Below are 25683 nucleotides of genomic sequence, written 5' to 3'. Positions count from 1 at the left end.
GTCAGCCGCCGGTGATCCAGGCGGCGACCTCGGCGGCCACGCGGTTGGCCGCGCGATTGAGCGCGGGCGCGACGTCGCCGGCATAGCCGACGGCGGGCTCGCGCGCCTCGAAGCGGCGGCTGGCGACGCGCCCGCCGTCGGCCCACAGCGCCTCGTAGCCGACCACCACCTCGCGGGTGTCGGCATCGAAGTCGAAGCGATAGAGCGTGCCCGTCACCTTGAGCGCGGGCACCTGGTCCTGCTGGCGCGGGTCGACCACCAGCAGGTCGGTCGAGCGGTAGACGGTCTCGGAGACCAGCTGCTGGAACAGGCGGTCGGGGCTGTCGACGAGCAACAGGTCCTGGATATAGGCGACCGCGGTGCCGCCGCGCACCGCCGCGACCCGCGTCGTCGCGAGCGCCTCGGGGGTCAGCGGCACGGCGAAGGTGACCGCGCGCTCACGCACCAGCGGCGCCGGCTCGGGCACCGTCGAGGCGAGCGTCGTGAGCGCGGGCGGCGGGTCCTCGCCGCCCAGCTTCGGCAGCCCGCAGGCGGCGAGCGTGAGCGTCAGGAGGGCAGGCAGCGCGGCGCGGGTCATCGGGCGTCTCCGGGGTCGTAGTCGGGCAGTTTCTTGGGGCCCAGCGCGCCGCCGATCCCGTCGGTGTCGAGCCGGGTCGAGAAGCGTTCGAGGCTCTGCGTCAGCGTCCGCATGTCGCGCACCAGCCGGTCGGCCTCGGGCACGGTCGAGTTGGAGAATTGCTGGAGCCCGGGGCGCGCGTCGGCGACCGCCGCGTCGAGCGTCTGCGTGGCATCCTTCATCGAGGCGATCGCCTCCTGCAGCTCGGCCATCGCCGGGGCGGCGTTGTTCTTGAGGATGCCGTCGGTCGTCTGCGCCACCTCGCCCCAGCGTTCGGCGGCGATGCCCGCGCGTTCGGCGGCCACGCTGGCCTGCGCGATCGCGTCGGCAAGGTCGGGCGCGCGCGCCGCCAGCGTGTCGGTCGCGCTCTCGATATTCTCGAGGATGTCGGAGATCGAATTCTGGTTCTCGTCGGACAGCAGCTCGGCCATTCGCTCGGTCAGCCGCTGGATCCGGTCGATCAGCTCGGGGGCCGAGTTGAGCACGCTGTCGAGCACGCTCGCCGAGGAGCGGATGACGGGGCAGCCCTGCGGCCCAACGTCGGTGACCGGGAGGGCGCCCGTCTGTGCGCCCGTCAGCTGGATCTCGGACACGCCGGTGAAGCCGACCCCCGAGATCGTCGCCTCGGTGCCCTGGAGCACCGGGGTGTCGGCATCGACGCTGATCCGCACCCAGACGAATTCGGGGCGCTGCGGCAGGAGGCTGATCTGCTGCACCTCGCCCACCGGCACCCCCGAGAAGGAGACGTTGGAGCCGCGGTTGAGCCCGCCGACCCCGCCGGGGAAATAGATGTCGTAGCACTTCTTGGCCGAGCCCGAGAGGCCGGCGATCCATACCGTGAAGACGAGCAGTCCCGCGAGCAGCGCAAGGACCACCGTGCCCACGAGGATATGGTTCGAACGTGTTTCCATTGCCCCCTCTTAACCCTCGACCCTCGGCGCGGCTGCGCGCCCGCGGGGCCCATGGAAATACTCCTGGATCCAGGGATGGTCCAGCGCGGTGAGCTCGGCAATCGTTCCCACCGCGATCACCTTTCGATCGGCCAGCACCGCGACGCGGTCGCAGATTTGATAGAGCGTGTCGAGGTCGTGGGTGATCAGGAACACCGTCAGGTCGAGCTTTTTCTTCAGCGACAGGATGAGCTCGTCGAACTTGGCGGCCCCGATCGGGTCGAGCCCCGCGGTCGGCTCGTCGAGGAACAGCAGTTCGGGATCGAGCGCCAGCGCACGCGCCAGCGCCGCGCGCTTGCGCATCCCGCCCGACAATTCGCTCGGATATTTGGGCCCCGCCTCGGGACCGAGCCCCGCCAGCGCGATCTTGTAGGCGGCAATCTCGTCGAGCAGCGGGGGGCGGATGAAGGGGAAATATTCGCGGATCGGGACCTGCACGTTCTCGGCCACCGTGAGGGTCGAGAACAGCGCGCCGTTCTGGAACAGGATGCCCCAGCGGCGGCGGATGTTCTTGGCCTCGTCCTCGTCGCGCCCGATCATCTCCTCGCCGAGCACCTCGACCGAGCCCGCCACCGGGGGCTGCAGCCCGATGATCGAGCGCATCAGCACCGACTTGCCCGAACCCGACCCGCCGACCACCCCGATGATCTCGCCGCGGCACACGGTGAGGTCGAGGTCCTCGTGCACGACCTGCGTGCCGAAGGCGTTGCGCAGCCCGCGCACGCTGATCACCGGCTCGCACGAGGGAGGGGGCGCGATCATCAGATCCACCCGATCTGGCTGAAGAACACCGCGAACACCGCGTCGAGCACGATGACGAGAAAGATCGACTGCACCACCGCCGACGTGGTGCGCAGCCCCACCTCCTCCGAATTGCCCTTCACCTGCATGCCCTGGAAACAGCCCGCGAGCGCGATGAGGAACCCGAACACCGGCGCCTTGATCAGCCCCACCCACAGGTCGGTGATCGGCACCACTTCCTGCAGTCGCTGGATGAAGGTCAGCGGCGGGATCTCGAGCACCAGCCAGCAGAACAGCCCCCCGCCGATGAGCGAGAGCACCATCGAGAAGAAGGCGAGCAGCGGCATCATGATCACCGCCGCGAGCACGCGCGGGATCACCAGCGCCTCGATCGGCGAGACCCCGATCGTGCGCATCGCGTCGATTTCCTCGGTGATCTTCATCGTCCCGAGCTGCGCGGCGAAGGCCGAACCCGAGCGCCCCGCGACCATGATCGCGGTCATCAGCGTGCCCAGCTCGCGCACCGTGATTCGCCCGATGAGGTTGATGGTGAACACCTCGGCGCCGAACTGCGCGAGCTGCACCGCGCCCTGCTGGCCCACGACGATGCCGATGAGGAAGCTCATCAGCCCGATGATGCCGAGCGCGCGCACCCCGACGAGGTCGAAGCGCTGGACCACCGCGTTGAGGCGGAAGCGCCTGGGGTGGCGCAGCAGGCTCGCGAAGCCAAGCAGCGTGGCGCCGAAAAAGCCGAGCATGCCGAGCAGCGTGCGCCAGAAGTCGAACGCCCACATCCCGAGGTCCTCGAGGAAGGCGAGCGGCCCGGGGGGGCGGTCGGGACGGACCTGCGTGTCGTGATCGGCGGCGGCGACCTGCGCGAGCAGCGCGCGCGCGGCGGGGCTCGCGTTGACGATCTCGGCGCCGCGGTGCTTGCGCGTGCGGTAGAGCAGCCACGCGCCGACCGTGTCCATCGTCTCGACCCGCGCGAGATCGATCACCAGCGGGTCGGGCGCGGCCGCGATGTCGCGCTCGAGGCTGCCCACCCGCGCGATCGTCAGCGCGCCCGTCGGTGCGAGCCGGTGCGCCTCCTGCGGGGCGTGGGTCTGATCAGGGTCCCCCATCGCCCCCACAGATGGGCCAAAGCGGGGCCTCCCGCAAGGAGATGCGCGGCAAAAAGCTTGGCGCGTCGCCCATTGCCCGTCTAGCAGGGGGGCATGAGCGGGTTCTTCCCAGAGGCGAACGAGCGCCCGATGCTGTTTGTCCCGCTGGGCGACGGGGCGATCGCCCCCTTCGGGCTGGCGCCGCGGATGCGCGCCTATCGGGTCGCCGCGATGATGGGACTCGAGGCCGCCAGCGAGGAGGCGTTGCGCGAGGATGGCGCCCGCCCGGTGATGATCCAGCATGCGGGCCATGCGGTGAGCCCGGGCTGGATCGATTACATGCGGCTGCGCCCGGGCACGCTGCTGTGCCACGAGGGGGTCGCGGTGCTCGCCCATGCCAGCCGCCCGGCCGAACGCATCGAGGCGCAGCGGCTGATCGGCGGCGAGGGCGGCGAGCCGAGTGTCCTCACCCTCGTGCACGCCGAGGACGTCGACCTCGAGGCGATCGACCAGCGCCATCGCCCGTTCATCGCGCGGCTCGATGCCGACGCCGACTGCACCGCGATCGAACGCGCGCTCTACGGCGCCGCGACTCCCCGCGTCTCCGATGCGATCAGCCTCACGCTGCTGCGCCCGATCGGTTTCGCGCTGACCCGCGCCGCCGCGCGCGCCGGGCTGACCGCCAACCGGGTCACCGGCATCGCCGCGCTGTTCGCGCTGCTCGCGTTTGCGGCCTTCTGGCAGGGCTGGTTCGGCGCCGGGCTCGTCGCCGCGCTGCTCTTCGCGCTGGCCGACACGATCGACGGCAAGCTGGCCAAGATCACCGGGACCTCGAATCTGTGGGGTCGGCGGCTCGATGCCGCGCTCGACCTGCTCCACCCCCCGCTATGGTATATCGGCTGGATGCGCGGGCTCGAGCGCGGCGAGCGCTTCCTCGAGCCGGTCTACGCGCTGCTCCTGCTCGCCACCATCGTCGCCGCCTACGCCGCGATCCGCGGCAGCGAGATCCTCTTCGCGCGCGCGCACGGCTTCGCGCTCCACCTGTGGAAACCGTTCGACAGCCGCTTCCACCTGATCGCGGCGCGGCGCAACATCAACATCCTGCTGCTCGCCGTCTCGGCGATCCTGTTCCGCCCCGAGTGGGGGATCCAGTGGGTGGCCTTCTGGAGCCTCGTGACCGCGATGGTGCTCGGCACCCGGCTGGCGGCGGCGAAAAGCGCCGCGCTGCGCGGCGACCCGGTGACCAGCTGGCTCCTTCCCGTAGCCGATGAAAGCGACGAGGGCGCATGACCGACCTGGCAATCTACGACATGGACAAGACGGTCACGCGCCGTCCCACCTACACCCCCTTCCTGCTGCATTGCGCGGTGCGGCGCGCGCCGTGGCGGCTCGCGCTCCTGCCGCTCGTGGCCGCCTCGCTGCTGGGCTATGCGCTCAAGCTCGTCGACCGGGCCCGGCTCAAGGAAATCAACCACCGGCTGCTGATCGGCCCGGGGGTGAGCGAGCGAGCGCTCCAACCGATCGTGCGCAGCTTTGCCGAGAAGACGCTCGCCACCAACCTGCGCCCCGGCGCGGTCAAGGCGATCGCGCGCGACAAGGCCGAGGGACGGATGGTGGTGATGGCGACCGCGAGCTATCGCTTCTACGCCGCCGCGATCGGCGAGCTGCTGGGGTTCGACCATGTCATCGGCACCGGGACGGTCGCGGGGATCGACGACATCATCCACCCGCGGATCGACGGCTACAACTGCTATGGCGCGGCCAAGCTGACGATGATCGAGCAGTGGCTGCAGGGCGCCGGGCTGGCGCGCGCGCATGTCCGCTTCTATTCGGACCACAACAGCGACGCCTTCGCCTTCGAATGGTCGGACGAGGCGGTCGCGGTCAATCCCGATGCCGAGCTGCGGCGGATCGCCGAGGTGCGCGGCTACACGGTCGAGGACTGGGGCTAGGCCGCGCGCGCGCCCCGCAGGGACGCGCGCGGCCCGCCACGGCGCGGGGTCAGACCGCCTTCAGCGCGTGCTCGAAATCGGCGATCAGGTCGTCGGCCTTCTCGATCCCGATCGAGATGCGCACCAGATTGTCCGAGATGTCGAGTTCGCGGCGGCGCTCGGGCGGCACCGACAGGTGGGTCATGGCGGCGGGCGCCGAGGCGAGCGTCTCGGTGCCCCCGAGGCTGACCGCCAGCTTGGCGAGCTTGAGCGCGTCGAGGAAAGCGAAGGCCTCGCGTTCGCCCCCCTTGAGGTAGAGCGAGAAGGTCGACCCCGCGCCCAGTTCGTGGCGGTCGAAGATATCCTTCTGGCGGCTGCCCTCGGGCAGGTGCCCCAGATAGGCGATGCGTTCGACCTTGGGATGGTCCTTGAGATAGTCGCACACCGCCTTGGCGTTCTCGGCGGCGCGGGTCATGCGCAGTTCGACCGTCTCAAGGCTGCGCAGGAGCATCCAGGCGGTGTTGGCGTCGCAGATGCCGCCCATCGTATTGCGGATGCCGCGCACCTGGTCGAGCAGCGCCTTCTTGCCGGTGAGGCCGCCGGCGATGAGGTCCGAATGGCCGCCGACATATTTGGTCAGGCTGTAGACGCTCATGTCGGCGCCATGGTGCTGCGGCTTGGCGAAGACCGGGCCGAGGAAGGTGTTGTCGATCGCGATCGGCGCGTCGGGCAGCATCGCGTCGCGCGCGGCGGCGACTGCCTCGACGTCGACCAGCGCGTTGGTCGGGTTGGCGGGGCTCTCGAGATAGACCAGCGCGACCTTGCCGCCCTGGCGCTCGGCCTTGGCCTTCGCCTCTTCCATCTTGGCGTCGATTTGCTCGCGCGTGGCCGAGGCGGGGAAGTCGACATAGCTCACGCCGAACTGCGGCATGATCTTCATGATGATGCCCTCGGAGGCGGCATAGAGCGGGCCCGACATGAGGATCACGTCATTGGGCCGCGCGAAGGCGAGGATGAGGTGCGCGATGGCGGTCATCCCCGAGGAGAAGACCAGCGCGTCTTCCGAATCTTCCCACAAGGCGAGGCGATCCTCGAGGATCTCCTGGTTGGGGTTGTTGAAGCGCGAATAGACGAGCCCCTTGGCGACGCGGTCGCTCTGCCCGGTGAGATAGGCGAACAGGTCCTTGCCGTCCTGCGCCTTCTCGAAGACGAAGGTCGAGGTGTTGAAGATCGGCGGCTTGAGGCTGCCTTCGGACAATTGCGGGTCGTAGCCATACCCCATCATCAGCGAATGGGGGTCGATCTGGTGGTTGCCGATCTTGGTCTCGTTGGTCACGGGCACTGCTCTCCTGAATAGCGTTCAGGGGCGTCCTAGCGCTCCGCGGGCGCGATGCCAATCAGGCTGATCTGGCGACCGCAGTCGGGGGCGTCCGCGTGGGTGGCGCGGCGGTAGCTGTAATAGCGCTGCGGCTGACCATAGCTGTCCTCCCCCGCGAGCCAGACGGTGCCGATCCCCGCCCCCGCGAGCCACGCCGCGACATAGGATTCGAGGTCGAAATGCGGCCGGCCCCGCGCGCCCTCGCGAAAGAAGCGGGCGTTGGCGGGGTCCTCCTCGAGGAAGGGGGCGAGCATGTCTTCCCCGACCTCGTAATGCTTTTGCGCGATGCAGGGGCCGATGGCGGCACGGATGCGGCGCGGGTCGGCGCCAAGCTGCAGCATCGCGCCGATGGTCCGGTCGGTGACCCCGCCGATCGCGCCGCGCCAGCCGGCATGCGCGGCGCCGACGATGCCCGCCTCGCGGTCGGCGAGCAGCACCGGCGCGCAGTCGGCGGTGACGATGCCGAGGAGGAGGCCCGGCGTCCGCGTCACCAGCGCATCGGCCCGGGGGCAGTCCGCCTCGTCCCACGGCTGTTCGACGATGACGACCTCGGGCGAATGCACCTGGTGGAGCCCGACCAGCGGGGCGCCCTCGACCAGCGCATCGGCGGCGCGGCGGCGGTTGGTGCGTACCGCGCCGGGCTCGTCGGCGGTGCCGAGACCCGCGTTGAGGCTGTCGAAGGGCGGCGCGGACACCCCGCCCTCGCGCCCGAAGAAGCCGTGCGGCAGGCCGGCCAGTGGGGGGGCGGCGATGAACGGCGGGGGGCTCACTGGCCCAGACCCGCGGGCACCGGCCAGCCGCGATGATGGATCGCCATCACCTTGAACAGCGTGCCCATGCCCTCTTCCGACGACAGGCGGCGGCGCTGCGCGGCGATATCGTCGGCGCGCGCGGGATTGTTGCCCGCCAGCGTCATCGCGCGCGGGCCAAGGCCGAGGGTCTCGAGCCAATTGCCCTGGCTGATGACGCGGCTGGTCCGTGCGCCCGCGTCCTGCGCGGCCTCGGCGAGCGCGCCGAAATCGACATGGGTGGTGAGGTCGGCCTCGCCCGGGTGCGCCAGCGGGTCGACCCGTTCATGGCGGCGCACCGCCTGCAGCGTGTCGCGCTGCTCGCCGCCCGCATAGCCATAGTCGATGACCAGCGCGGCGCCGCCGACCCGCGCGAGGTGCGCCGCCAGCCGCGCGGCGATGGCGGTGGCGTCCGCGCTCTCCTCGCGCGTCACCGCGCCCTCGGGGGCGAAGGCGGGGGCGCCGTCGGCCAGCACCACCCGGCGTTCCTGTTCCCCCACGAACTGGCGGGTCGGGAGCGCGTCGAAGAATTCGTTGGCGACGACGAGCAGCGGGCGCTCGGGCAGCGCGTCGACGTCGTCGTGCCAATGCGCGGTGGGGTGGCGCTTTTCCTGTTCGCCGCGCAACGCCGGGCTCGTCTCGACGAAATGGGTTGGGCCCGCGAAGCCGACCCCGCGCAGCAGCCGGAGCGCGTCGCTCGCCAGCGTGCCGCGCCCCGGCCCCAATTCGCAGTAGGCGGCATCGGCGGGCGCGCCCGCGCGCAGGAAACAGTCGGCGAGGCAGGCACCGACCATCTCGCCGAACATCTGCGAGATCTCGGGCGCGGTGGTGAAGTCGCCCGCCTTCCCGAGCGGATCGCGGCTCGCGTAATAATGCGCGTTGGAAGCGGCGATATAGTCGTGGACGCTGATCCCGCCCGCCGCGATGCGCTGCCTCAATTCCTCGGCGAAGCTCACGCCACGCTCGTCGGCCCGGCGATCGGTTCGACCCGCTGGCGGCGTCGCTTGGCGGTCGCCATCAGGAACAGGCCGCCGAGGATCATCGGCAAGCTCAGCCATTGCCCCATCTGCAGCCCGGTCTCTACCGCGAACTCGCTGAGGTGCGCATCGGCGACGCGGAAATATTCGATGCCGAAGCGGAACACCCCGTAGAAGAAGATGAAGGCCCCCACGAGCAGCCCCGGATAATAGCGCGCGCGCGTCTTCCAGAACATCACCGCGAGGATGACGAACAGCACCAGCCCTTCGAACAGCGCCTCATACAGCTGGCTCGGGTGCCGCGGCGGGCCGAGCACCACGACCCCGTTGACCATCTCGACGAAGCGGATCGCCCAGGGCACGTCGGTGACCCCGCCCCACAGCTCGCCGTTGACGAAATTGGCCAGCCGCCCGAGCCCGAGCCCGACCGGGACGCAGCAGGCGACATAGTCGTGGACCCGCAGCCAGTCGAGCTTGTGCTTGCGGCAATAGAAGAGGATCGCGAGGCTCACCCCGATCACCCCGCCGTGGAAGCTCATCCCCCCGTCGCGCAGGTTGATGATCCCCAGCGGCGGCGGCAGGTCGATGCCGAACATCGTCGTGCCCTGCGTGAGGTAGAGCTCGAGGTTGTAGAACAGCACATAGCCCAGCCGGCCGCCGAGGATGACCCCGAGCGCGGACCAGAAGACGAGGTCGTCGACATGGCGCTCGGCCATCGGCGACCCCGGCTGTCGGGCCAGCTTGCGCACGTACCAATAGCCGAAGAAGATGCCGACGATATAGGCGAGGCTGTACCATTTGAGCTCGTAGACGCCGAGATCGAGCGCCGTGTCCGACAGCCCGAGGTCGGGAAAGGCGGTGTAGCGATCGACATCGATCGAGTCCTGGATCGGCGGGGCGGGCGAAATCGCGGTCATTCTGGCTTCCCTAAGGCTTTACCGCCTCATAGGGTGGATGGCGTCAAAGGCAAAGGAGAGTTGGATGCCGAGCGAGCTCGATCAAAAGTATGAAGCGGTCCTCGCGGCGGTCAGCGGCGAAGGCGGGCGCATCGTGATCGGGCCCGACGCCCGCGGGCGGCCGACGGTTGCCAACTTCCCGCCCACGCTGCCGATGATGTTCATGATGTTCGCGCAATTCTACGCCGACCATCCCTATGTCATCTCGGGCGAGGAAAAGCTCACCTACGCCGAGATCAACGCGCTGACCGACAAGATCGCCAAGGGGCTCGTCGCGCGCGGCATCGAGAAGGGCGACCGCGTCGCCATCGCGATGCGCAACTGCACCAGCTGGATCGCCGCCTATATGGGCGTGGTGAAGGCGGGCGGCGTCGCCACCCTCATCAACGGCTGGTGGCGCGAGGAGGAACTGCGCCATGCGCTCGAGCTGACCGCCCCCAGGCTGATCATCGCCGACGCGCCGCGCGCGGCGATGGCGCGGGGCCTCGGCCATGGCGACAGCACGCTCGATATCGACATCGACCAGCCCGTCGAGACCGCGATGGCCGCGCTGCTCGGCGCCGCCGACGAGACCGCGCTGCCGCAGGTCACCCCCGACGACGATGCCACCATCCTCTTCACCTCGGGCTCGACCGGCAAGGCCAAGGGCGCGCTGTCGACCCACGGGCAGGTGGTGCAGGGCACCTACACCTATGTCGTCTCGCTGATGGTGCTGCGCGGCATCCTCGAGAGCGAGGGCCGGCCGGTGCCCGAGCAGATGCGCGCGCTCGTCTCGGTGCCGCTGTTCCACGTCACCGGCGAGGTGCCGGTGATGCTCACCAGCTATGTCATCGACCGCGCGCTGGTGCTCATGCCCAAGTGGGACGCCGAGCTCGCGATGCAGCTGATCGAGAAGGAAAAGGTCACCGTCTTCACCGGGGTGCCGACGATGGCGCTCGAACTGATGACGCACCCGAATAAGGACAATTACGACCTCTCAAGCCTCGGCGACATCAACTCGGGGGGCGCCGCGCGCCCCGCCGCGCACCTCAAGCGGCAGGAGGAGGACCTGCCCGGAACGCGCTCGATCCAGGGCTATGGGCTGACCGAGACCAACGCGGTCGGATGCGGCAATTTCTGGCAGAATTACAAGGAGCGCCCGACCAGCGTGGGGCGCCCGCAAATGCCCTTCGTCGAGATCGCCATCCTCGGCGACGACGGCAAGCGGCTGCCCGCCGGGCAGACCGGCGAGATCGCGATCCGCTCGGCGGCCACGATCAAGGGCTATTGGGGCGACGAGGAGGCGACGGCCGCGGCCTATACCGACGACGGTTTCTTCCGCACCGGCGACATCGGCTATCTCGACGAGGAGGACTATCTCTACATCGTCGACCGGATGAAGAACATCATCATCCGCGGCGGCGAGAATATCGCCGCGGCCGAGGTCGAGGAAGCGCTCTACGCACATCCCGCGGTGGCCGAGGCGGTGGTGCTCGCCAAGAAGGACGAGCGCCTCGGCGAGGTGCCCTTCGCCATCGTCTCCTGCCCCGAGGGCGGGTGCGATGCCGAAGACCTGCGCAGCTTCTGCGGCGAACGGCTGGCCGCCTTCAAGGTGCCCGAGGAGATCGTCGTCGCCGACACCGCGCTGCCCCGCCTCGGCACCGGCAAGGTCGACCGCATCGCGCTCGCCAAGCAGTATCGCGACTAGGCCCGCGCGGGGACCCGGGGGAGGATCGTGCGCATCGACCGGCGATCGCTGCTGATCGGCGGCGGCATCGGCGTCGGACTGCTCGTTGCCTGGCACGCTTTTGGCGATGACGACCCCGCCGTCCCGGTCGCCCCCGGCGGGACCGCGGTCGGCGGGCTGGTCGCGCTCGATCCGCAGGGCGGGATCACGCTGCACTGCCCGCAGGTCGAATATGGCCAGGGCATCTGGACCGCCTTCGCCCAGCTCATCGCCGACGAGATGGGGGCGCGGATCGACAGCATCGCGGTGCAGCCGCTACAGGCCGGGTCGGGGTTCGCCAACCCGCTGATCGCGCGCGCCTTCGGGCCCGATCTTCGCCTTACCGCCGCCGCCACCTCGGTGCGCGGCTTCGCGCTCGATATTCGCCGCGCCGCCGCCGCGATGCGCGAGCTGCTGCGCGACGAGGCGGCCGAGCGGACCGGGCTCGATGGCGACGCGCTGCTCATCGACGGGAGCGAGGTGCGCGGCGGCGAGCGCCCGCTGTCCTTCGCCGACCTCGCGGAAGGGGCGGCGCGGCGGCGCGCGGGCAAGGCCCGACTCAGGAGCTGGGCGGGCGGGGGCATCATTGGCACCAGCCCCGATCGCGTCGACCTGCCGCCCAAGATGCGCGGCAGCTTCACCTTCGCCGCCGACGTCCGGCTGCCCAACATGCTCTACGCCGCCATCCGCCTCGCCCCGCCAGGCGGGCGCGTGACGCGGCTGGACCGTGCCGCCGCGAGCGAGCGCGGCGGGGTGGTCGAGATCGTCGAGGCGCCCGATTTCGTCGCGGTGGTCGGCGAGACCAGCTGGGCCGCCGAACAGGCGCTGCGCGCCGCCGACGTGCGCGTCACCAGCGCCCCGCCGGGCGATGCCGCGATCGATGCCGCGCTCGACGCCGCGCTGGCGCAAGAGGGCGGGGAGGCCTTCGTCGATGTCGGCGAGGCGGGCGAGGTGATCGCCGCCGCCGAAGCGCCGCTGGTCGCCGATTTTCGCGCCGCGCCGATCCTCCACCACGGGCTCGAGGCGCCGAGCGCCACCGCGCGCCCGCGCGGCGACGGCGGGATCGACGTCTGGGCGGGCACGCGCGCGCCTGACGCGACCCGCCGCGCGGTCGCCGCGGCCACCGGGCTGTCGCCGGGCACGATCCGGCTGGTACCGATGGGGATCGGCGATCCCAGCGGGCGCCTCCTCGAAAACGATGCCGCCCCGGTCGCGGCTCGGCTCGCGCAGCGGCTCGGCCGCCCGGTGCAGGCGCAGGTGTCCCACGCGGCGGCGGCGCGGCTCGGCGCGTTCGCCCCGCCGATGGCGGCGCGCATCGAGGTTGCGCTCGGGGGCGGCGCGATCGCGGGCTGGCGCGCTACCTACGCCGCCGCCCCCGGGCTTGGCGCGTCGCTGGCCCGGCTCGACGGCACCCGCGCGCAAAGCCGGCTCGGGGCGGGCGGGCTGCCCTATACGATCCCCGCGCAGGCGCTGCGCACCACGACGCTCGACCTGCCGCTGCGCACCGGCTGGCACCGCGGGCGCGAGGAGGCGTTCCACGCGCTCGCCACCGAGACGATGATCGACGCCGCCGCCCGCGCGCTGGGCCGCGAGCCGCTGTCGTTCCGCATCGGCCTGCTCGGCGGCGACGTGCGCATGGCGCGGCTGCTGACCCGGCTCGCCGCCGAAGCGGGCTGGGACGGTGGCGGCGGGGCGAGCATGATGGGGGTCGCCTGCACCCGCCTCGACGGCAGCCGCATCGCGCTGGTCGCCGAGGCGAGCGGCAGTGCCTCCTCCTTCCGCGTCAGCCGCCTCGTCGCGGCGGTCGATTGCGGCGCGATGATCAACCCCGCCCTCGTCGAGCAACAGGTGACGGGCGGGCTGCTCGCCGCGCTCGGCGAATTGCAGCTGCCCGCCCCGCGCGTGGTCGACGGGCTGCCGCGCCCGGGCGCCCGCGCAGGCCTCGCGCCGGCGCTGCGCGCCCTGCCCGAGATCACCGTGCTCACCACCCCCTCGGGCGAGCTTCCCGGCGGGGTGTCGAGCCTCGGTGCGGCGGTCCTTCCCGCCGCGCTCGCCAATGCACTGGGCGAAGGGCCAGCCTTGCGCCGCCTTCCCTTTGCTTTAGGGGGTTGAGGATATGGACAAGCCCGCCGACCATCCGACCTTCCCGACCCCGCGCGTCGGCGTCCTGCTGACCAATCTCGGCACCCCCGATGCGGCCGAGCCGAAAGCGGTCAGGCGCTACCTCAAGCAGTTCCTGTCCGACCGCCGCGTCATCGAGATCCCGCCGATCGCATGGCAGCCGATCCTGCGCGGTATCATCCTCAACACGCGCCCGAGGAAGAGCGCGGCGGCCTACAAGGAAGTGTGGACAAAGGACGGCTCGCCGCTCGCCGCCATCACCAAGGCGCAGGGGGGCAAGCTGCGCGAGCGGCTCGGCGAAGGCGTGCTGGTCGACTGGGCGATGCGCTACGGCAACCCCTCGATCCCCGCGGCGCTCGACCGCCTGTGGGAGGCGGGCGCGCGCAAGATCCTGTTCGCGCCGCTCTACCCGCAATATTGCGCGGCGACGAGCGCGAGCAGCATGGATGCGCTGTCGGACTGGCTCGCGCAACGCCGCTGGCAGCCCGCGATCCGCACGCTGCCGCCTTATTATGACGACCCGGTGCATCTCGACGCGCTCGCCGCCGACCTCAAGGCGCAGCTCGCCGCGCTCGATTTTGCGCCGCAGAAACTGCTGCTCTCCTTCCACGGCATGCCCGAGCGCACCCTGCACAAGGGCGATCCCTATCACTGCCAGTGCCAGAAGACGGGGCGGCTGCTGACCGAGCGGCTCGAGCTGCCCACCGAGGTGACCTTCCAGTCGCGCTTCGGCCCGGCGCAATGGCTCGCTCCCGCGACCGACACCCGGCTCGAGGCGCTGCCGGGCGAGGGCGTGACGCGCCTCGCCATCGCCGCGCCGGGCTTTTCCGCCGACTGTCTCGAGACCATCGAGGAGCTCGGGATCCGGGGGCGCGAACAATTCCTCGAGGCCGGCGGTGAACAATTCGCCCGCCTCGATTGTCTGAATGATCGTGAGACGGGCATGGAGATGCTCGAAACGCTCATCCGGCAGGAGCTTGGCGGCTGGGCCTGAACAACAGGGAGAGGGACATGACGCAGCGAGTTGCAGTGGTCACCGGCGGCACGCGAGGGATCGGCGAGGCGATCGCCGTCCACCTCAGGGACAAGGGCATGAAGGTTGCCGCGACCTATGCCGGCAACGAACAGAAGGCCAAGGAATTCACCGAGCGTACCGGGATCCCCGCCTACAAGTTCGACGTCGCCGACTTCAACGGCTGCCAGGACGCGGTGACCAGGATCGAGGCCGACCTCGGCACCGTCGACGTGCTCGTCAACAACGCCGGCATCACCCGCGATTCGACGATGAAGCGGCAAAGCCACGAACAGTGGCAGGAAGTGATCGACACCAACCTGGGCGGCTGCTTCAACATGGCCAAGGCGGTGTTCGAGGGCATGTGCGAGCGCGGCTACGGCCGCATCGTCAACATCGGCTCGATCAACGGGCAGGCGGGCCAGTACGGGCAGGTCAACTATGCCGCCGCCAAGTCGGGCATCCACGGCTTCACCAAGGCGCTGGCGCAGGAAGGCGCGCGCTTCAACGTGACCGTCAACGCGATCGCGCCGGGCTATATCGATACCGACATGGTCGCCGCCGTGCCCGACAACGTGCTCGAGAAGATCGTCGCGCGGATCCCGGTCGGGCGGCTCGGCAAGGCCGAGGAAATCGCGCGCGGGGTCGGTTTCCTCGTCGACGAGGACGCCGGCTTCATCACCGGCTCGACGCTCTCGATCAACGGCGGCCAGCACATGTACTAGCGGCGCGCGGGCGCAGGAGGGTCCCCCTCCTGCCGCCGATCCGCTAAAGGGAAACGCGCATGCCGGCCGACGGGTCGGCGACGCGGAAACCCGATCGACGGCGCGAGGCCGCCCTCGCGCCCTTAGCGCCGAGGCCGTCATGTCCTTCACCCCCGATCCCGTCGCCAAGCGGTCGGTCACCATCGGTGGCCACGAGACCTCGATCAGCCTCGAACCGCTGTTCTGGGAGGCGCTCAAGGTCGCCGCCGCCGAGCGCGACCTGCCGGTCAACGCGCTGGTCGCGCGGATCGACCTCACCCGCTTCGACGAGACGGGCGCCGCGCGCACGGGCCTCGCGAGCGCGATCCGCCAGTGGCTGATGGTCGAGGGGCCGATCGCGCGGATGCGCGAGGGCTAGCCGAGCCGCGCCAGCACCGCGTCGCGAAACCCCGCCCCCTCGTCGGGGGCATGGCGCAGGAACAGGTCGGGCTCGATCAGCTCGAGCTCCATCAGCAGCGGGCCGTCATCGGTCATCACCAGGTCGACCCGCGCATAGGCGGGGGCGAGCGGCGCGCAGCCCAGCGCCGCCTCGGCCAGCGCGCGCGCCGCGGCGGGGGCCTCGACCGGCTCCTCGCTCCCGCCGAACTCGGGCTGGACCCGAAATTCGCCCGCGCGGGCGCGCTTGACCGCGGCATGGCTGTAGCGACCGTCGAAATAGAGCAGGCTCATCTCGCCCGCGCTCAGGATGTCGGGCAGGAAGGGCTGGACCACCAGCCGCTCGTCGCGGACATCGGCGGGCAGCGGCTCGTCGGGGCGCAGCGCATAGGTGCCTTCCCCGCTCGCCGAGAGCCGCGGCTTGACCACCAGCCGGTCGGTCGCAAACTGCGCGGCGGCGCGCGCGAGCAGCCGCTCGTCCTGCCCCTCGCCCTCGAGCGTGGGCACCACCGCAACCCCCTTGTCGGCGAGCTCGCCGAGATAGGCCTTGTCCGAATTCCACCGCAGGATCGCGACGTCGTTGACGCAGGGCACCTTGCGAAAGGCGATCCGGTCGAGCAGGTCGAACCAGCGCCCGCCGTCGAGGTGGTAGCCCCAGGCGATCAGCGGCAACACCGCATCGACGCCGCGCAGCAGCGCATCGTCGGCCGCGTTCCAGCGGCAGGCGACGACCTCGTGCCCCGCCGCTTCGAACAAGCCGCGCTGCCGCGCCAATTCGGCGGCATAGAATTGCGCGTCCCACTCGGACGGGGTGAGGATCGCGAGGCGCATGCCCACTAGCGGGCGAGCAGGATGCGCGCCTGGTTGGCGATCTGCGCGAGCATCGGCGTGGTCGCCCCGCCCGCCTTCTGCGCGCGCTCGATGAGGCGGCGGAATTGCTCGATCCGCGGCTGGTTGCGCTCGATCCACGCCTCGATCGCGCCCTCGAGTTCGCGATCGCCGCGCAGGACCTTGGCGAGGAAGTCGATCCGCAGCTGCTCGAAGTCGCGCGCCAGCCCGGCGACCAGCAACCGCTCCCAATTGTCGGCGGGCACGTAGCGGATGAGCTGCTGCTGCGCCCAGTCGAGCCCGAGCGCTTCGCCGAGCCGGGTATAGGCGGCGGTCAGCGGCAGGATGTTGCTGCCCTTGCGATGCCCCAGCGCGGCCAGCCCGAACACCCCGTCCATCTCGTAGAGGTGGATCAGCGCATCGACCAGTTCGGGGTCGGCCCCCATCTCGGTCAGCCGTTCGCGCCGCGCCTGCGCCTCGTTGCGCACCTCGGCGCGGATCAGCCGCTGGGTCGCGCTCTCGACCTCGTTGTAGCCCGGCGCGAACAGGTCGAGCAGCGCCGACACGCGGGTTTCCGCCCCGGCCGAGCGCAGGATGTCCGACAGGTGGCTGCGCACCGAGCGCGCCGCCACCGAGAAAAGTTCGATGCGGGTCTTCTCGTCGACCTCGGCGGCCTCGATCCGCGCCCACAGCGCGGGCAGCCCGAGGATCCGCTCGGCGACGATGAACGCCACCGCGACCTGCCCCAGCGCGACGCCTTCCTCCTCGGTCATGTCGAGCGCGATCGAGGGGCCGAGCCGGTTGACCAGCCGGTTGGCGACCTTGGTGGCGATGATCTCGTTCTCGAGCCGGTGCGCGGCGACCGCGTCGCGATGCTGCTCGATCATCGGCCGCGGGAAGGCGGCGTAGAGCTCCTCCTCGAGCGCCGGGTCGGCGGCGAGGTCGAGCTGTTCGGCCGCGTCCTGCAACGCCATCTTCGACATCGACAGCACCACCGCCAGTTCGGGCCGGGTCATGCCGACATTGTCGAGCCCGCGGCGCATCAGCGCCTCCGAACTGGCGAGCCCCTCGACGCGCCGGTCGAGCCGGCCCGAGGCCTCGAGGATCTCGATCGTGCGCACGAACCCGGGCAGCCCGACCGCGCCCCGCGCCTCGGCGACCGACAGCGCGAGCGCCTGCAGCCGGTTGTCCTCGAGCACCAGCGCCGCGACCTCGTCGGTCATCGCCTCGAGCAGGCGGTTGCGCGCGTCGAAATCGAGCCGTCCCTCGCGCATCTCGCGGTTGAGCGGGATCTTGATGTTGACTTCGTTGTCCGAGCAGTCGACCCCCGCCGAATTGTCGATGAAGTCGGTGTTGATGCGCCCGCCGCCGAGCGCGAACTCGATTCGCGCTTCCTGCGTGATCCCGAGGTTGGCGCCCTCGCCGATCGCCTTGACGCGCAGCTCCTCGGCATTGACGCGGATCGCGTCGTTGGTCGGGTCGCCGACCTCGGCATTGCTCTGCCGCGCGGCCTTCACATAGGTGCCGATGCCGCCGAACCAGAGGAGGTCGGCGGGGGCCTTGAGGATCGCCGACAGGATCGCCTGCGGGGCGAGTTCCTCCTCGACCTCCTCGCCCAGCCCCAGCGCCGCGCGCGCCTGCGCAGTGAGGCGGATCGACTTCTGGTCGCGCCGCACGATCATCGCCCCGGGCGACAGCTTGTCGCGGTCGTAATCGTCCCAGCTCGAGCGCCCCATCTCGAACAGGCGCTTGCGTTCCTCCCAGCTGGTCGCGGGATCGGGGTCGGGATCGATGAAGATGTGGCGGTGGTCGAAGGCAGCGACGAGGCGCAGCGCCTTGGACAGCATCATCCCGTTGCCGAACACGTCACCCGACATGTCGCCGACCCCGACGACGTCGATCGGGTCGGTCTGGACGTCGATCCCCATCTCGAGGAAGTGGCGCTGGACCGAGACCCATGCCCCCTTGGCGGTGATCCCCATCGCCTTGTGGTCATAGCCGTTCGAGCCGCCGCTCGCGAAGGCGTCGCCGAGCCAGAACCCGCGTTCGAGCGCGATCGCGTTGGCGATGTCGGAGAAGGTCGCGGTGCCCTTGTCGGCGGCGACCACGAAATAGGGATCGTCGCCGTCGTGGACGACCACATTGTCGGGGTGGACGACCTTGTCGTCGACGATGTTGTCGGTCACCGACAGCAGCGAGCGGATGAAGGTGCGATAGGCCTCGGTGCCCTCGGCGAACCACGCCTCGCGATCGTTCGGGTTGGGCAGCTGCTTGGCGTAGAAGCCGCCCTTGGCGCCGGTCGGCACGATGACCGCGTTCTTGACCAGCTGCGCCTTGACCAGCCCGAGCACCTCGGTGCGAAAGTCGTCGCGCCGGTCGGACCAGCGCAGCCCGCCGCGCGCGACCGGGCCGCCGCGCAGGTGGATCCCCTCGACGCGCGGGCCGTAGACCCAGATCTCGCGGTAGGGGACGGGGGCGGGCAGCCCGGGGATCTTGGCGCTGTCGAACTTGAAGGCGAGGCATTCGCCGTCCTTCACCGCGAAGGCGTTGGTCCGCAGCGTCGCCTTCACGATGGCGCGGAACAGCCGCAGGATGCGATCGTCGTCGATCGACTGCACCATCGACAGCGCATCGTCGAAATTGCGCAGCGCGCGCTCGACGTTGGCGGCGCGGTCGTCGGCGGCCTGCGGGTCGTGCGCGGCGATGAAGGCATCGATCAGCGCGGCGGTCGCGGTCGGCGCGTCCTGCAGCGTCTCGACCACGGTGGCCAGCCCGAAGGCCACCCCGATCTGCCGCATGTAGCGGAACCACGCGCGCAGCCAGACCACCGAGCGGGGCTCGAGCCCGGCGAACAGCACGAGGCTGTTGAAGCCGTCGTTCTCGGCCTCGCCCTGCATCACTTCGGCGATCGCGGCCTCGACCACCTCGGCGCGCTCCATGATCGCCGCCACGTCGGTGCCCTCGGGCAGCTCGAGGTGGAAGTCGTGGATATAGCCGAGCGCCCCGTCGGCGAGCGCCGTCGGAATTTCCTCGAGCACCTCGAAGCCGAAATATTCGAGCACCGGGACCGCCTCGGACAGCGGGATGATCCCGTTGGCGCGATAGGTCTTGAGCCGCAGCCGGTTGGGTGCCTCGTGCTCGGCGCGCACCAGCCGCACGCTGCGCTCGTCGAGGTCGGGGTCGAGCGCGCTCATTCGGGTGATGTCGAGCGCCCCCTCGCGCGGGGTGGTGCGCGCGCGATAGCTTTCGGGCATGCCGGGCAGGAAGGAGAGCGCGAGGCGGGTGGCGCGGCCGGCGCCGACCTCGTCGATCAGCTCGGCCTCCACCGCCGGGGCCCAGCCGCGCACCATCTCGACCAGCGCCCGGTCGAGCGCCTCGACATCGGGGAGCGGCATCGAGGGATCGGTCGCCATGGTGTAGCGCAGCAGCGCCAGCTCGCCGTCGCCCAATTCGACCGACCAGGAGGAGATGGGCGAGCCCACCTCGTCCTCGAGCATCATCGCGATCGCCAGCCGGCGCGAGGTCGAGAGCTCGTCGCGCGGCAGCCAGACGAAGGCATAGAGGTGACGCTGGAGCGTGCCCTGCAGCACCAGCAGCGTCGGGCGCGGGCGATCGGCGAGGCTCATCGCGGTCAGCGCGGCGAGCCGCACTTCCTCCTCCTCGAAGCTGATCACGAGGTCGTGGGGCAGCGTCGAGATGGCATGCGTCAGCGCCTTGCCGCCATGGCTCGCGGGGGAGAAGCCAAGCTCCTTGTCGAGCGCGGCGAGCCGCTGCCGCAGGATCGGGACTTCGGCGGCGGGCGCGCGCAGCGCCTCCGAGGTCCACAGCCCGCAATGCACCGAGATGCCCTGTTCGCGCCGGACCATGATGACGTCGAGCGGCACCCGCCGGTGCACCGGCGAGACCTGGTCGGCCTTGAGGATGAGATAGCTGCGCCCCCCCGAGGTCAGCGCCTCGATCGCGGCGCGCACGACGCTCTCGTCCCACAGCTCGATACCGTCGCGCAGGATGCCGAGCCCCGCGCCCGGCTTGCCGTCCTCGCCGATGAGGAGATGGCCGAGCAAGGTGAAATTGTTGTCACCGAGCCAGTCGAGGAAATTGGCCGCTTCGGGGCGCTGCTCGCGCAGCCGCTCGGCGTCGCTCGCCATCTCGGCGAGCATCGCCTTCCAGTCGCGCACCGCGGCGCGAACATGCTCGAGTACGTCACGCAGGATCACCGACAGGTCGTGGCGCCCACGCGCATCGGCGCGGTCGAGCTCGATGAAGATCAGGCTCTCGGGGGTGCCCTCCTCGCCGCCCCAGCCGATGATCCGCCCTTCCGCGTCGCGGCGCACGCGGATGATCGGGTGCAGCAGGCGGTAGACCGACAGCCCGCGCGCGGCGATCGCGCCGGCGACGCTGTCGACGAGGAAGGGCATGTCGTCGTTGACGAGCGCGAGCCGCATCCGCCGCTGCCCCGCCTCGCCGCCCGAACTCTCGAGTTCGAGGTTGAGCCGGCCGGGCTTGCGCTGCTGCGCGGTCTCGGCAACGAAGCGCGCCGCGTCCTCGAGGTCTTCGAGGCCATAGCCATCGAGGTCACCCGGAAGCGCGCTCGCTTCCATCGCCTGTTCGAGCACTTCCACCCAGGCGGGATCGATCCCTTGTTCCGACATGCCGCTTCCCTGACGCATCCTGACTTGGCGGCGGGCTATAGACCCGCCCCAGAGGGGTCACAAGGGGGAGTTTGCGGGCGTTCTAGCGTCCCGACTTGAGGATCGCGCGCTCGACCAATTTGTGATCGATCACACGCGCGACCGGCGCGTGCGCCCCATTGTCGTCGCGGCGCACCAGCACCAGCGCGAACTCCTCGTTGGCGCCGAGCCGGGCGAGGTCGATGGCGTCGCGTTCGCGCAGGCGGCGACACGCCGCCTCGAGCCGGGCGTTGCCGGCAGGCGCGCGCGCCTCCTCGCCGCGCTTGAGCGCGCGCTCGGCGGCGACCAGCCCCTTGAGCCCGCCTTCGGCCTCGCTCACGAACGCCTCGAAGTCCCCCTGCGCGATTCCCTTGCGGTGGCCGTAGGACAGGGCGGCGGCGAACTCGGTCAGCCGGGTCTTGTCGTAATCGATCCCGAACACGAGCTTGACGATCGGGGTCATCGGCGCGCGCGCCTGCACGGTGAGGTCCGCCGCCTCGAGCAGCGCCGCATAATGATCGGGTTCGGCCTCGGCGACGAGACTGAAGTCATAGGCCTGCCCGAGCGCCTTGTAGAGCGCGGCGCGGCTGCGACTGTCGGCATCGTTGGACAGCGCCGCCGCCTCGCGCGCGGCCTCGAGCCAGGTTTCGAGCGGCGAGGGGTCGTCGGCGTCATCGTCCGCGTCCGCGTCTGCGTCCGTGTCCGCTTCGGCCGCGAGGACGTCGGCCGTCGCCGCGTCGGCTTCCTCCGCCGCCTGCGGGTCCGGCTCGTGCGCGTCCTCCGCCTCGTCCGCCGCGTCGGTCGGCGCCAGCGGCACGGCGAGCGTCGCGGCGAGCGCGTCTTGGGCGTCTACCCCGTCCGCCGCGTCGGTTTCCGGCTCGGGGCCCGTGTCGGCGTCGATCGCGGCGGGGTCGATGGTGGCGGTCGGCTCGGGCTCGTCCACGGCGGTGTCGAGCACCGGCGCCGTCGGTGTCGGCGCCTCCCCCCAGTGGCCCTCGTCGGAGTCGCCATCGTCGGCGCCCGCGGCGTCCGCGGTGTCCTCGCCCGGCGCGGCGGCATCGAACGGGTCGACCTCGACCTGCGCCTCGGGGGCCAGTTCGAGGATGTCGCCGTCCGCCGCCTCGTCCATGTCGGCGAGCGGGTCGGGGCGCTCCATGCGCGCAAAGCTGCCGGTCAGCTCGGCATAGTCGCCGCCCGTCTCGTCCCCGGCGTCCTGTTCGCCCGCATCGCCCATGTCGTCGGGCAGCTCGACCGCGGCGAGCGCGGCATAATCGGCGCCCCCGTCGGCCGGTTCGGCCTCGGCCGGCGCATCACCCGCAGCCGCCGTCTCGGCCTCCGCCGCGTCGGTCGGCATGTCGTCGACCCGAGCGAACGAGGCGGCCTCCTCGTCGTCGGGGAGCGCGGGGGCGAAGGCGACCACCCCCGGCGCGTCGGCGTCGACCGGTGCGGCGGCGGGGTCCTCGGTCGCGGCCTCCACCGCGCTGTCGGGGCCGTCGGTCCAGTCCGCGGCGGAAGCGTAGGCGGCGGTGGCCGCGTTCCCGGCATCGTCGTGCGGCGTCGCCGCGACGGGCGCGGGCTCGGCGGGGTCGAGCGACGCCGGCTCGCCGTGCGGCACCGGCGCGGGGGCGTCGAGATCCTCGAGCGCGCCCGTCGCCTCGGCCTCGGCCTCGCGCCGCGCCGCGGTTTCGGCCGCGCGCTGCTCGGCGGTTTTCCAGTTGATCACCGCATAGACGAAGTCGATGGTGCGATCGTCGGAGGAGAAGGGCATGAGGATGCCGCGGTAGAGCGGGCCGTCGCCGACCTCCTCGGGGCCCTCGCTCTCGAAGCCGACGGGCGCGCGGCACTCCATCAGCCGGGCATAATGATCGGCGACCACGCCGAGCATCGAATGGCGCGGGACCTCGCTCAGCCGTTCGACCGATTCGCCCACCCCGCACTGCGCGCGCACGGCCTGCCCGATATAGGGCAGCGTGGGATCGTCGGTGCCGCGGGAGAAATCCATCAGCACACTGTTGACCGCGAAATGCTGGAGGTCGGCGGGCCGGAGGTCGTCGATCGAGGGGAAGTCGCGCCCGTCGAGCAGCGAATACCAGTAATTGTAGGCCCGGACCTGCATGCGCCGGTCGGCGATGGCCGCCTCGCTACCCCTGTCGGTCTGTTGCTGCTGCGCGTACATGGCCCACCCCGCCTGATGATAAGATCTGCATGGGAACATGCGCGCGCGGGCTGAAAAATTCGTTAAGCGCGTCTCAACCAGCGCCGCGCCGGGTCCCGCTCGCGCGCCGGCGCGCACGGGCTTGCAGGCGGGCGCGCACATTGGTAGAGGCGCGCATCCGCTGGCCCCTCCCGGGGCGCAAGCGATGCCGCAGTAGCTCAGCTGGTAGAGCACGTCATTCGTAATGATGGGGTCGGGGGTTCGAGTCCCTTCTGCGGCACCATATCCGCTGGTCGGCACGCGCCGTGCGCCGCCGCCCGCGGTTGGCATCCCGCTGCCCCCCCTTTTTTTTGCGCCCCGCCGCGCCGTGCTCGCACCGAATCGGCGCGGTCATCGCCCCGTCCCCGAACGCGCGCGGCCGGTGCTCCGCCAATCGGCTCCGTTTCGGAGCAAGGGTCGACCATCCGCGCCGTAAACCGTTTACACTCCCAGGCATCGCTTGCGGGGGAAAGACACGTGTTCCTGGCCCAGGACGCCAAACTCGAAAGCCTCGCGAAGGTGGGGTGCTGGCAATATCGCGACGGCGACCGCCACGTCGACTGGTCGCCCGGCACCTACCGCCTCCACGACGTGCCGGTGGGCGAGCCAATCACGCTCGATCGCGCGCTCGGCTTCTATTCGCGCGGGTCGCGCCACACCGTGCGCCGCGCGGTCTTCGAGGCGCTGCACAAGCGCGAGAAGTTCAGCTTCGAGGCCGATATCATCAGCGCGCGCGGCGCCTTGCGCCGGGTCCGCTGTTTCGGGCTCGCCAGCGGCAGCGAGGACCGCACGCTGATCTCCGGCGTGGTCGTCGACATCTCCGAGCAGCATGACAAGTCGATCGAGACCCAATGGGCGAGCGAGCACGACACGCTCACCGGGCTGCGCAACCGCCGCGCCTTCTACCGGATCGTCTCGCGCACGCTCGCCAAGCCGGGTAAGAGCGGGTGGGTCGCGCTGTGCGACTTCGACAACATGAAGCCGATCAACGACGGTTTCGGCCACGCGGTCGGCGACCAGGCCCTGCGCCATGCCGCCAACCTGATGCGCGAGATCGTCCCCTTCGCCGAGCTGTGCCGGATCGGCGGCGACGAATTCGCCATGTTCTTCCCCGAGCCGGTCTCCGAGCGGATCGCCATGCGCTTCCTGCGCAAGCTCATCCGCACCCTCAAGAGACCGATGCAATGCGGCAGCGCGCGCGTCTCGATCCCCTGCACCATCGGGCTGGCGCGCTGGTATTCGGGCGACAGCTTCGACGAGGCGCTCCGCCGCGCCGACATCGCGCTCTACAACGGCAAGGCCGCGGGCAAGGGCAATGCCACCCTCTACACCGACACGCTGCCCGACCCGTTCGGCGCCAAGGCGGCGCAGGTCGCCGTCCTCGCCGCCGCGGTGGCCGAACGGCGCCTGTTCACCGCGTTCCAGCCGATCGTCTCGCTCGCCGATCCCGACGCGGTCCGGGTCGAGGCGCTGGCGCGCACCCGCTCGGGCAAGCGGGTGCAGCGTCCCGAGGCCTTCGCCGCCGGGCTGACCGACCCCGACCTCAGCCTGCAGGTGCTCGAGCAGTCGATCCGCGACAGCGCCGCGCTCGCGGCGATGGTCGGCACCCACCCGGTCATCCACCTCAACTGCACCCCCGCCAACCTGCTGAGCGAGAAGTTCGCGCCGCGGCTTGCCCGCCAGATCGAGCAGCGCGGGCTCGACCCGACCCGCTTCGTGGTCGAGATCACCGAGAACAGCTCCTTCTTCGACCCCGGCTCGGCGCTCTACGGCGCGCTGGAGGACGTGCGCGCCTGCGGCTTTCGCATCGCGCTCGACGATTTCGGCACCGGGCATTCGAGCCTCGCGCACATCAGCCGCCTGCCGGTCAACGCGCTCAAGATCGACAAGTCGTTCGTCGACGACCTGCACAGCGAGGCCAATGTCGCGGTGATCAGCGCGCTCGCCTCGATCTCGCGCTCGCTCGAGCTCGAGCTGATCGCCGAGGGGCTCGAGGACGCGGCGACCCGCACCTTGCTCGAGGCCGCCGGGATCGAGCTGTTCCAGGGCTATTTCCTCGGTCGCCCGACCAACTTCGAGGAGCTGGGGCGGGCAGGAGGCGACCTTGCCGCTGCTTAGGGTCTGCTACGTGAGCGCGCCGACCGGGCCGATCACCTTCAAGAAGCTCAACGACATCATCGCCGTGAGCCGGCGCAACAACATCCGGCGCGGGCTGCGCTCGGCGCTTTATTCGAGCAGCCACGAATTCTTCCAGTGCCTCGAGGGGCCGGCGCGCGCGATCGACCGGCTGATCGCCACGCTCGCGCGCGATCGGCGGCACCGCGCGCTGACCATCCTCGAGAGCCAGCGGATCGCCGACTACCACCTGCCCGACCCCTTCACCTTCGAACCGCTCGAGGCCGACACGCTCTTCGACTTCTGCACGCTCGCCTACGAGGACATGGGGATCGTCAGCGCGCGCGCCATCTTCCGCGGCGAATGGGCCGACGCGTGCAGCGCGGCGCCGGGTGCGTGAGGCGCGCCGCGGCGGAGCGTCCCGGCTCGCGCCCGGCCCGCGCCCGCGCCCGCGCTCGCGCC

The 25683-nt window shown here is 70.6% G+C and carries 20 protein-coding genes and 1 tRNA gene; 10 read left to right on the top strand and 11 right to left on the bottom strand.

The window, feature by feature from the left end; all coding sequences use genetic code 11:
• Position 1: 1 nt before the first annotated feature.
• From L8951_RS06540 to L8951_RS06525, 4 genes are read right to left on the bottom strand one after another with little or no spacing between them, the layout of a single operon-like run.
• The gene (locus L8951_RS06540; RefSeq protein WP_244382190.1) at positions 2–577 is read right to left on the bottom strand and encodes an ABC-type transport auxiliary lipoprotein family protein; all 576 of its coding nucleotides are present in this window, start codon (positions 575–577) and stop codon (positions 2–4) included.
• Entirely contained in the window at positions 574–1527 is a 954-nt protein-coding gene (locus L8951_RS06535; protein ID WP_244382189.1) for an MlaD family protein, read from the bottom strand. Before L8951_RS06535 ends, L8951_RS06540 begins: the two co-directional genes overlap by 4 nt.
• Positions 1528–1536: 9 nt before the next feature.
• A complete protein-coding gene (locus L8951_RS06530) occupies positions 1537–2328 on the bottom strand; it encodes an ABC transporter ATP-binding protein (RefSeq protein ID WP_244382188.1) in 792 nt (263 codons plus the stop codon).
• Positions 2328–3428: an MlaE family lipid ABC transporter permease subunit gene (locus L8951_RS06525; RefSeq protein ID WP_244382187.1), complete on the bottom strand. Its 1101-nt coding sequence runs from the start codon at positions 3426–3428 to the stop codon at positions 2328–2330. The genes L8951_RS06530 and L8951_RS06525 overlap by 1 nt, the downstream gene beginning before the upstream one ends.
• A gap of 93 nt (positions 3429–3521) precedes the next feature.
• On the opposite strand from L8951_RS06525, the gene L8951_RS06520 reads away from it, so the two are divergent.
• Positions 3522–4697 (top strand): CDP-alcohol phosphatidyltransferase family protein, encoded by a 1176-nt coding sequence (locus L8951_RS06520; protein WP_244382186.1) that lies wholly within the window; start codon positions 3522–3524, stop codon positions 4695–4697.
• The gene (locus tag L8951_RS06515; protein WP_244382185.1) at positions 4694–5359 is read left to right on the top strand and encodes an HAD family hydrolase; all 666 of its coding nucleotides are present in this window, start codon (positions 4694–4696) and stop codon (positions 5357–5359) included. The genes L8951_RS06520 and L8951_RS06515 overlap by 4 nt, the downstream gene beginning before the upstream one ends.
• Before the next feature lie 49 nt (positions 5360–5408).
• On the opposite strand, the gene L8951_RS06510 is transcribed toward L8951_RS06515, so the two are convergent.
• The 4 genes from L8951_RS06510 to lgt are packed head-to-tail and all read right to left on the bottom strand — an operon-like array spanning position 5409 to position 9398.
• Positions 5409–6674: a cystathionine gamma-synthase family protein gene (locus L8951_RS06510; protein ID WP_265535953.1), complete on the bottom strand. Its 1266-nt coding sequence runs from the start codon at positions 6672–6674 to the stop codon at positions 5409–5411.
• 35 nt (positions 6675–6709) lie between these two features.
• Positions 6710–7486 (bottom strand): peptidoglycan editing factor PgeF, encoded by a 777-nt coding sequence (gene pgeF / locus L8951_RS06505; protein WP_244382184.1) that lies wholly within the window; start codon positions 7484–7486, stop codon positions 6710–6712.
• On the bottom strand, positions 7483–8460 hold the full coding sequence (locus L8951_RS06500; protein ID WP_244382183.1) for a class I SAM-dependent methyltransferase: 978 nt from the start codon (positions 8458–8460) through the stop codon (positions 7483–7485). The genes pgeF and L8951_RS06500 overlap by 4 nt, the downstream gene beginning before the upstream one ends.
• Positions 8457–9398 carry a prolipoprotein diacylglyceryl transferase gene (lgt, locus tag L8951_RS06495; protein ID WP_244382182.1) on the bottom strand — a complete coding sequence of 314 codons (942 nt, stop codon included), beginning with the start codon at positions 9396–9398 and terminating at the stop codon, positions 8457–8459. The genes L8951_RS06500 and lgt overlap by 4 nt, the downstream gene beginning before the upstream one ends.
• A 64-nt stretch (positions 9399–9462) precedes the next feature.
• On the opposite strand from lgt, the gene L8951_RS06490 reads away from it, so the two are divergent.
• The 5 genes from L8951_RS06490 to L8951_RS06470 all read left to right on the top strand — a co-directional run bounded on the left by L8951_RS06490 (position 9463) and on the right by L8951_RS06470 (position 15397).
• Positions 9463–11124 (top strand): class I adenylate-forming enzyme family protein, encoded by a 1662-nt coding sequence (locus L8951_RS06490; protein WP_244382181.1) that lies wholly within the window; start codon positions 9463–9465, stop codon positions 11122–11124.
• A gap of 27 nt (positions 11125–11151) precedes the next feature.
• Positions 11152–13254 (top strand): molybdopterin cofactor-binding domain-containing protein, encoded by a 2103-nt coding sequence (locus tag L8951_RS06485; RefSeq protein WP_244382180.1) that lies wholly within the window; start codon positions 11152–11154, stop codon positions 13252–13254.
• A 4-nt stretch (positions 13255–13258) separates the two neighbouring features.
• Positions 13259–14257, top strand: a complete 999-nt coding sequence (gene hemH / locus L8951_RS06480) for a ferrochelatase (RefSeq protein ID WP_244382179.1) — start codon at positions 13259–13261, stop codon at positions 14255–14257.
• 17 nt (positions 14258–14274) lie between these two features.
• Entirely contained in the window at positions 14275–15000 is a 726-nt protein-coding gene (gene phbB / locus L8951_RS06475) for an acetoacetyl-CoA reductase (protein WP_244382178.1), read from the top strand.
• Between the two features lie 139 nt (positions 15001–15139).
• Positions 15140–15397 (top strand): ribbon-helix-helix domain-containing protein, encoded by a 258-nt coding sequence (locus L8951_RS06470; protein ID WP_244382177.1) that lies wholly within the window; start codon positions 15140–15142, stop codon positions 15395–15397.
• On the opposite strand, the gene L8951_RS06465 is transcribed toward L8951_RS06470, so the two are convergent.
• The 3 genes from L8951_RS06465 to L8951_RS06455 all read right to left on the bottom strand — a co-directional run bounded on the left by L8951_RS06465 (position 15394) and on the right by L8951_RS06455 (position 23088).
• Entirely contained in the window at positions 15394–16245 is an 852-nt protein-coding gene (locus L8951_RS06465) for an ATP-grasp domain-containing protein (RefSeq protein WP_244382176.1), read from the bottom strand. The two genes, L8951_RS06470 and L8951_RS06465, sit on opposite strands and share 4 nt — an antisense overlap.
• A gap of 5 nt (positions 16246–16250) precedes the next feature.
• The gene (locus tag L8951_RS06460) at positions 16251–20894 is read right to left on the bottom strand and encodes an NAD-glutamate dehydrogenase (protein WP_244382175.1); all 4644 of its coding nucleotides are present in this window, start codon (positions 20892–20894) and stop codon (positions 16251–16253) included.
• 82 nt (positions 20895–20976) lie between these two features.
• Entirely contained in the window at positions 20977–23088 is a 2112-nt protein-coding gene (locus L8951_RS06455; protein WP_244382174.1) for a PAS domain-containing protein, read from the bottom strand.
• Positions 23089–23274: 186 nt separating this feature from the next.
• On the opposite strand from L8951_RS06455, the gene L8951_RS06450 reads away from it, so the two are divergent.
• The 3 genes from L8951_RS06450 (at position 23275) to L8951_RS06440 (ending at position 25621) form a co-directional block, all read left to right on the top strand.
• Positions 23275–23350: transfer RNA gene (locus L8951_RS06450), tRNA-Thr, on the top strand.
• A gap of 233 nt (positions 23351–23583) precedes the next feature.
• Positions 23584–25224, top strand: coding sequence for a putative bifunctional diguanylate cyclase/phosphodiesterase (locus L8951_RS06445; protein ID WP_244382173.1), 1641 nt, complete (start codon positions 23584–23586; stop codon positions 25222–25224).
• 10 nt (positions 25225–25234) lie between these two features.
• Complete coding sequence (locus L8951_RS06440; RefSeq protein ID WP_244382172.1) at positions 25235–25621, top strand: BLUF domain-containing protein; 387 nt, start codon at positions 25235–25237, stop codon at positions 25619–25621.
• Positions 25622–25683: the final 62 nt, after the last annotated feature.

Origin of the sequence: Sphingomicrobium astaxanthinifaciens (assembly GCF_022865105.1) — a bacterium.
GTDB lineage: Bacteria > Pseudomonadota > Alphaproteobacteria > Sphingomonadales > Sphingomonadaceae > Sphingomicrobium > Sphingomicrobium astaxanthinifaciens.
The sequence above is the reverse complement of the archived record's forward strand: the minus strand, read 5'-3'. Positions and strand labels throughout refer to the sequence as shown.

What these genes read in the sequence shown, in the direction of transcription:
- lgt (WP_244382182.1), bottom strand. Translation starts at nt 9,398, where the DNA reads ATGACCGCGATTTCGCCCGCCCCGCCGATCCAGGACTCGATCGATGTC.
- L8951_RS06535 (WP_244382189.1), bottom strand. Translation starts at nt 1,527, where the DNA reads ATGGAAACACGTTCGAACCATATCCTCGTGGGCACGGTGGTCCTTGCG.
- L8951_RS06520 (WP_244382186.1), top strand. Translation starts at nt 3,522, where the DNA reads ATGAGCGGGTTCTTCCCAGAGGCGAACGAGCGCCCGATGCTGTTTGTC.
- L8951_RS06455 (WP_244382174.1), bottom strand. Translation starts at nt 23,088, where the DNA reads ATGTACGCGCAGCAGCAACAGACCGACAGGGGTAGCGAGGCGGCCATC.
- L8951_RS06525 (WP_244382187.1), bottom strand. Translation starts at nt 3,428, where the DNA reads ATGGGGGACCCTGATCAGACCCACGCCCCGCAGGAGGCGCACCGGCTC.
- L8951_RS06490 (WP_244382181.1), top strand. Translation starts at nt 9,463, where the DNA reads ATGCCGAGCGAGCTCGATCAAAAGTATGAAGCGGTCCTCGCGGCGGTC.
- hemH (WP_244382179.1), top strand. Translation starts at nt 13,259, where the DNA reads ATGGACAAGCCCGCCGACCATCCGACCTTCCCGACCCCGCGCGTCGGC.
- L8951_RS06460 (WP_244382175.1), bottom strand. Translation starts at nt 20,894, where the DNA reads ATGTCGGAACAAGGGATCGATCCCGCCTGGGTGGAAGTGCTCGAACAG.
- phbB (WP_244382178.1), top strand. Translation starts at nt 14,275, where the DNA reads ATGACGCAGCGAGTTGCAGTGGTCACCGGCGGCACGCGAGGGATCGGC.
- L8951_RS06465 (WP_244382176.1), bottom strand. Translation starts at nt 16,245, where the DNA reads ATGCGCCTCGCGATCCTCACCCCGTCCGAGTGGGACGCGCAATTCTAT.
- L8951_RS06515 (WP_244382185.1), top strand. Translation starts at nt 4,694, where the DNA reads ATGACCGACCTGGCAATCTACGACATGGACAAGACGGTCACGCGCCGT.
- L8951_RS06540 (WP_244382190.1), bottom strand. Translation starts at nt 577, where the DNA reads ATGACCCGCGCCGCGCTGCCTGCCCTCCTGACGCTCACGCTCGCCGCC.
- L8951_RS06470 (WP_244382177.1), top strand. Translation starts at nt 15,140, where the DNA reads ATGTCCTTCACCCCCGATCCCGTCGCCAAGCGGTCGGTCACCATCGGT.
- L8951_RS06530 (WP_244382188.1), bottom strand. Translation starts at nt 2,328, where the DNA reads ATGATCGCGCCCCCTCCCTCGTGCGAGCCGGTGATCAGCGTGCGCGGG.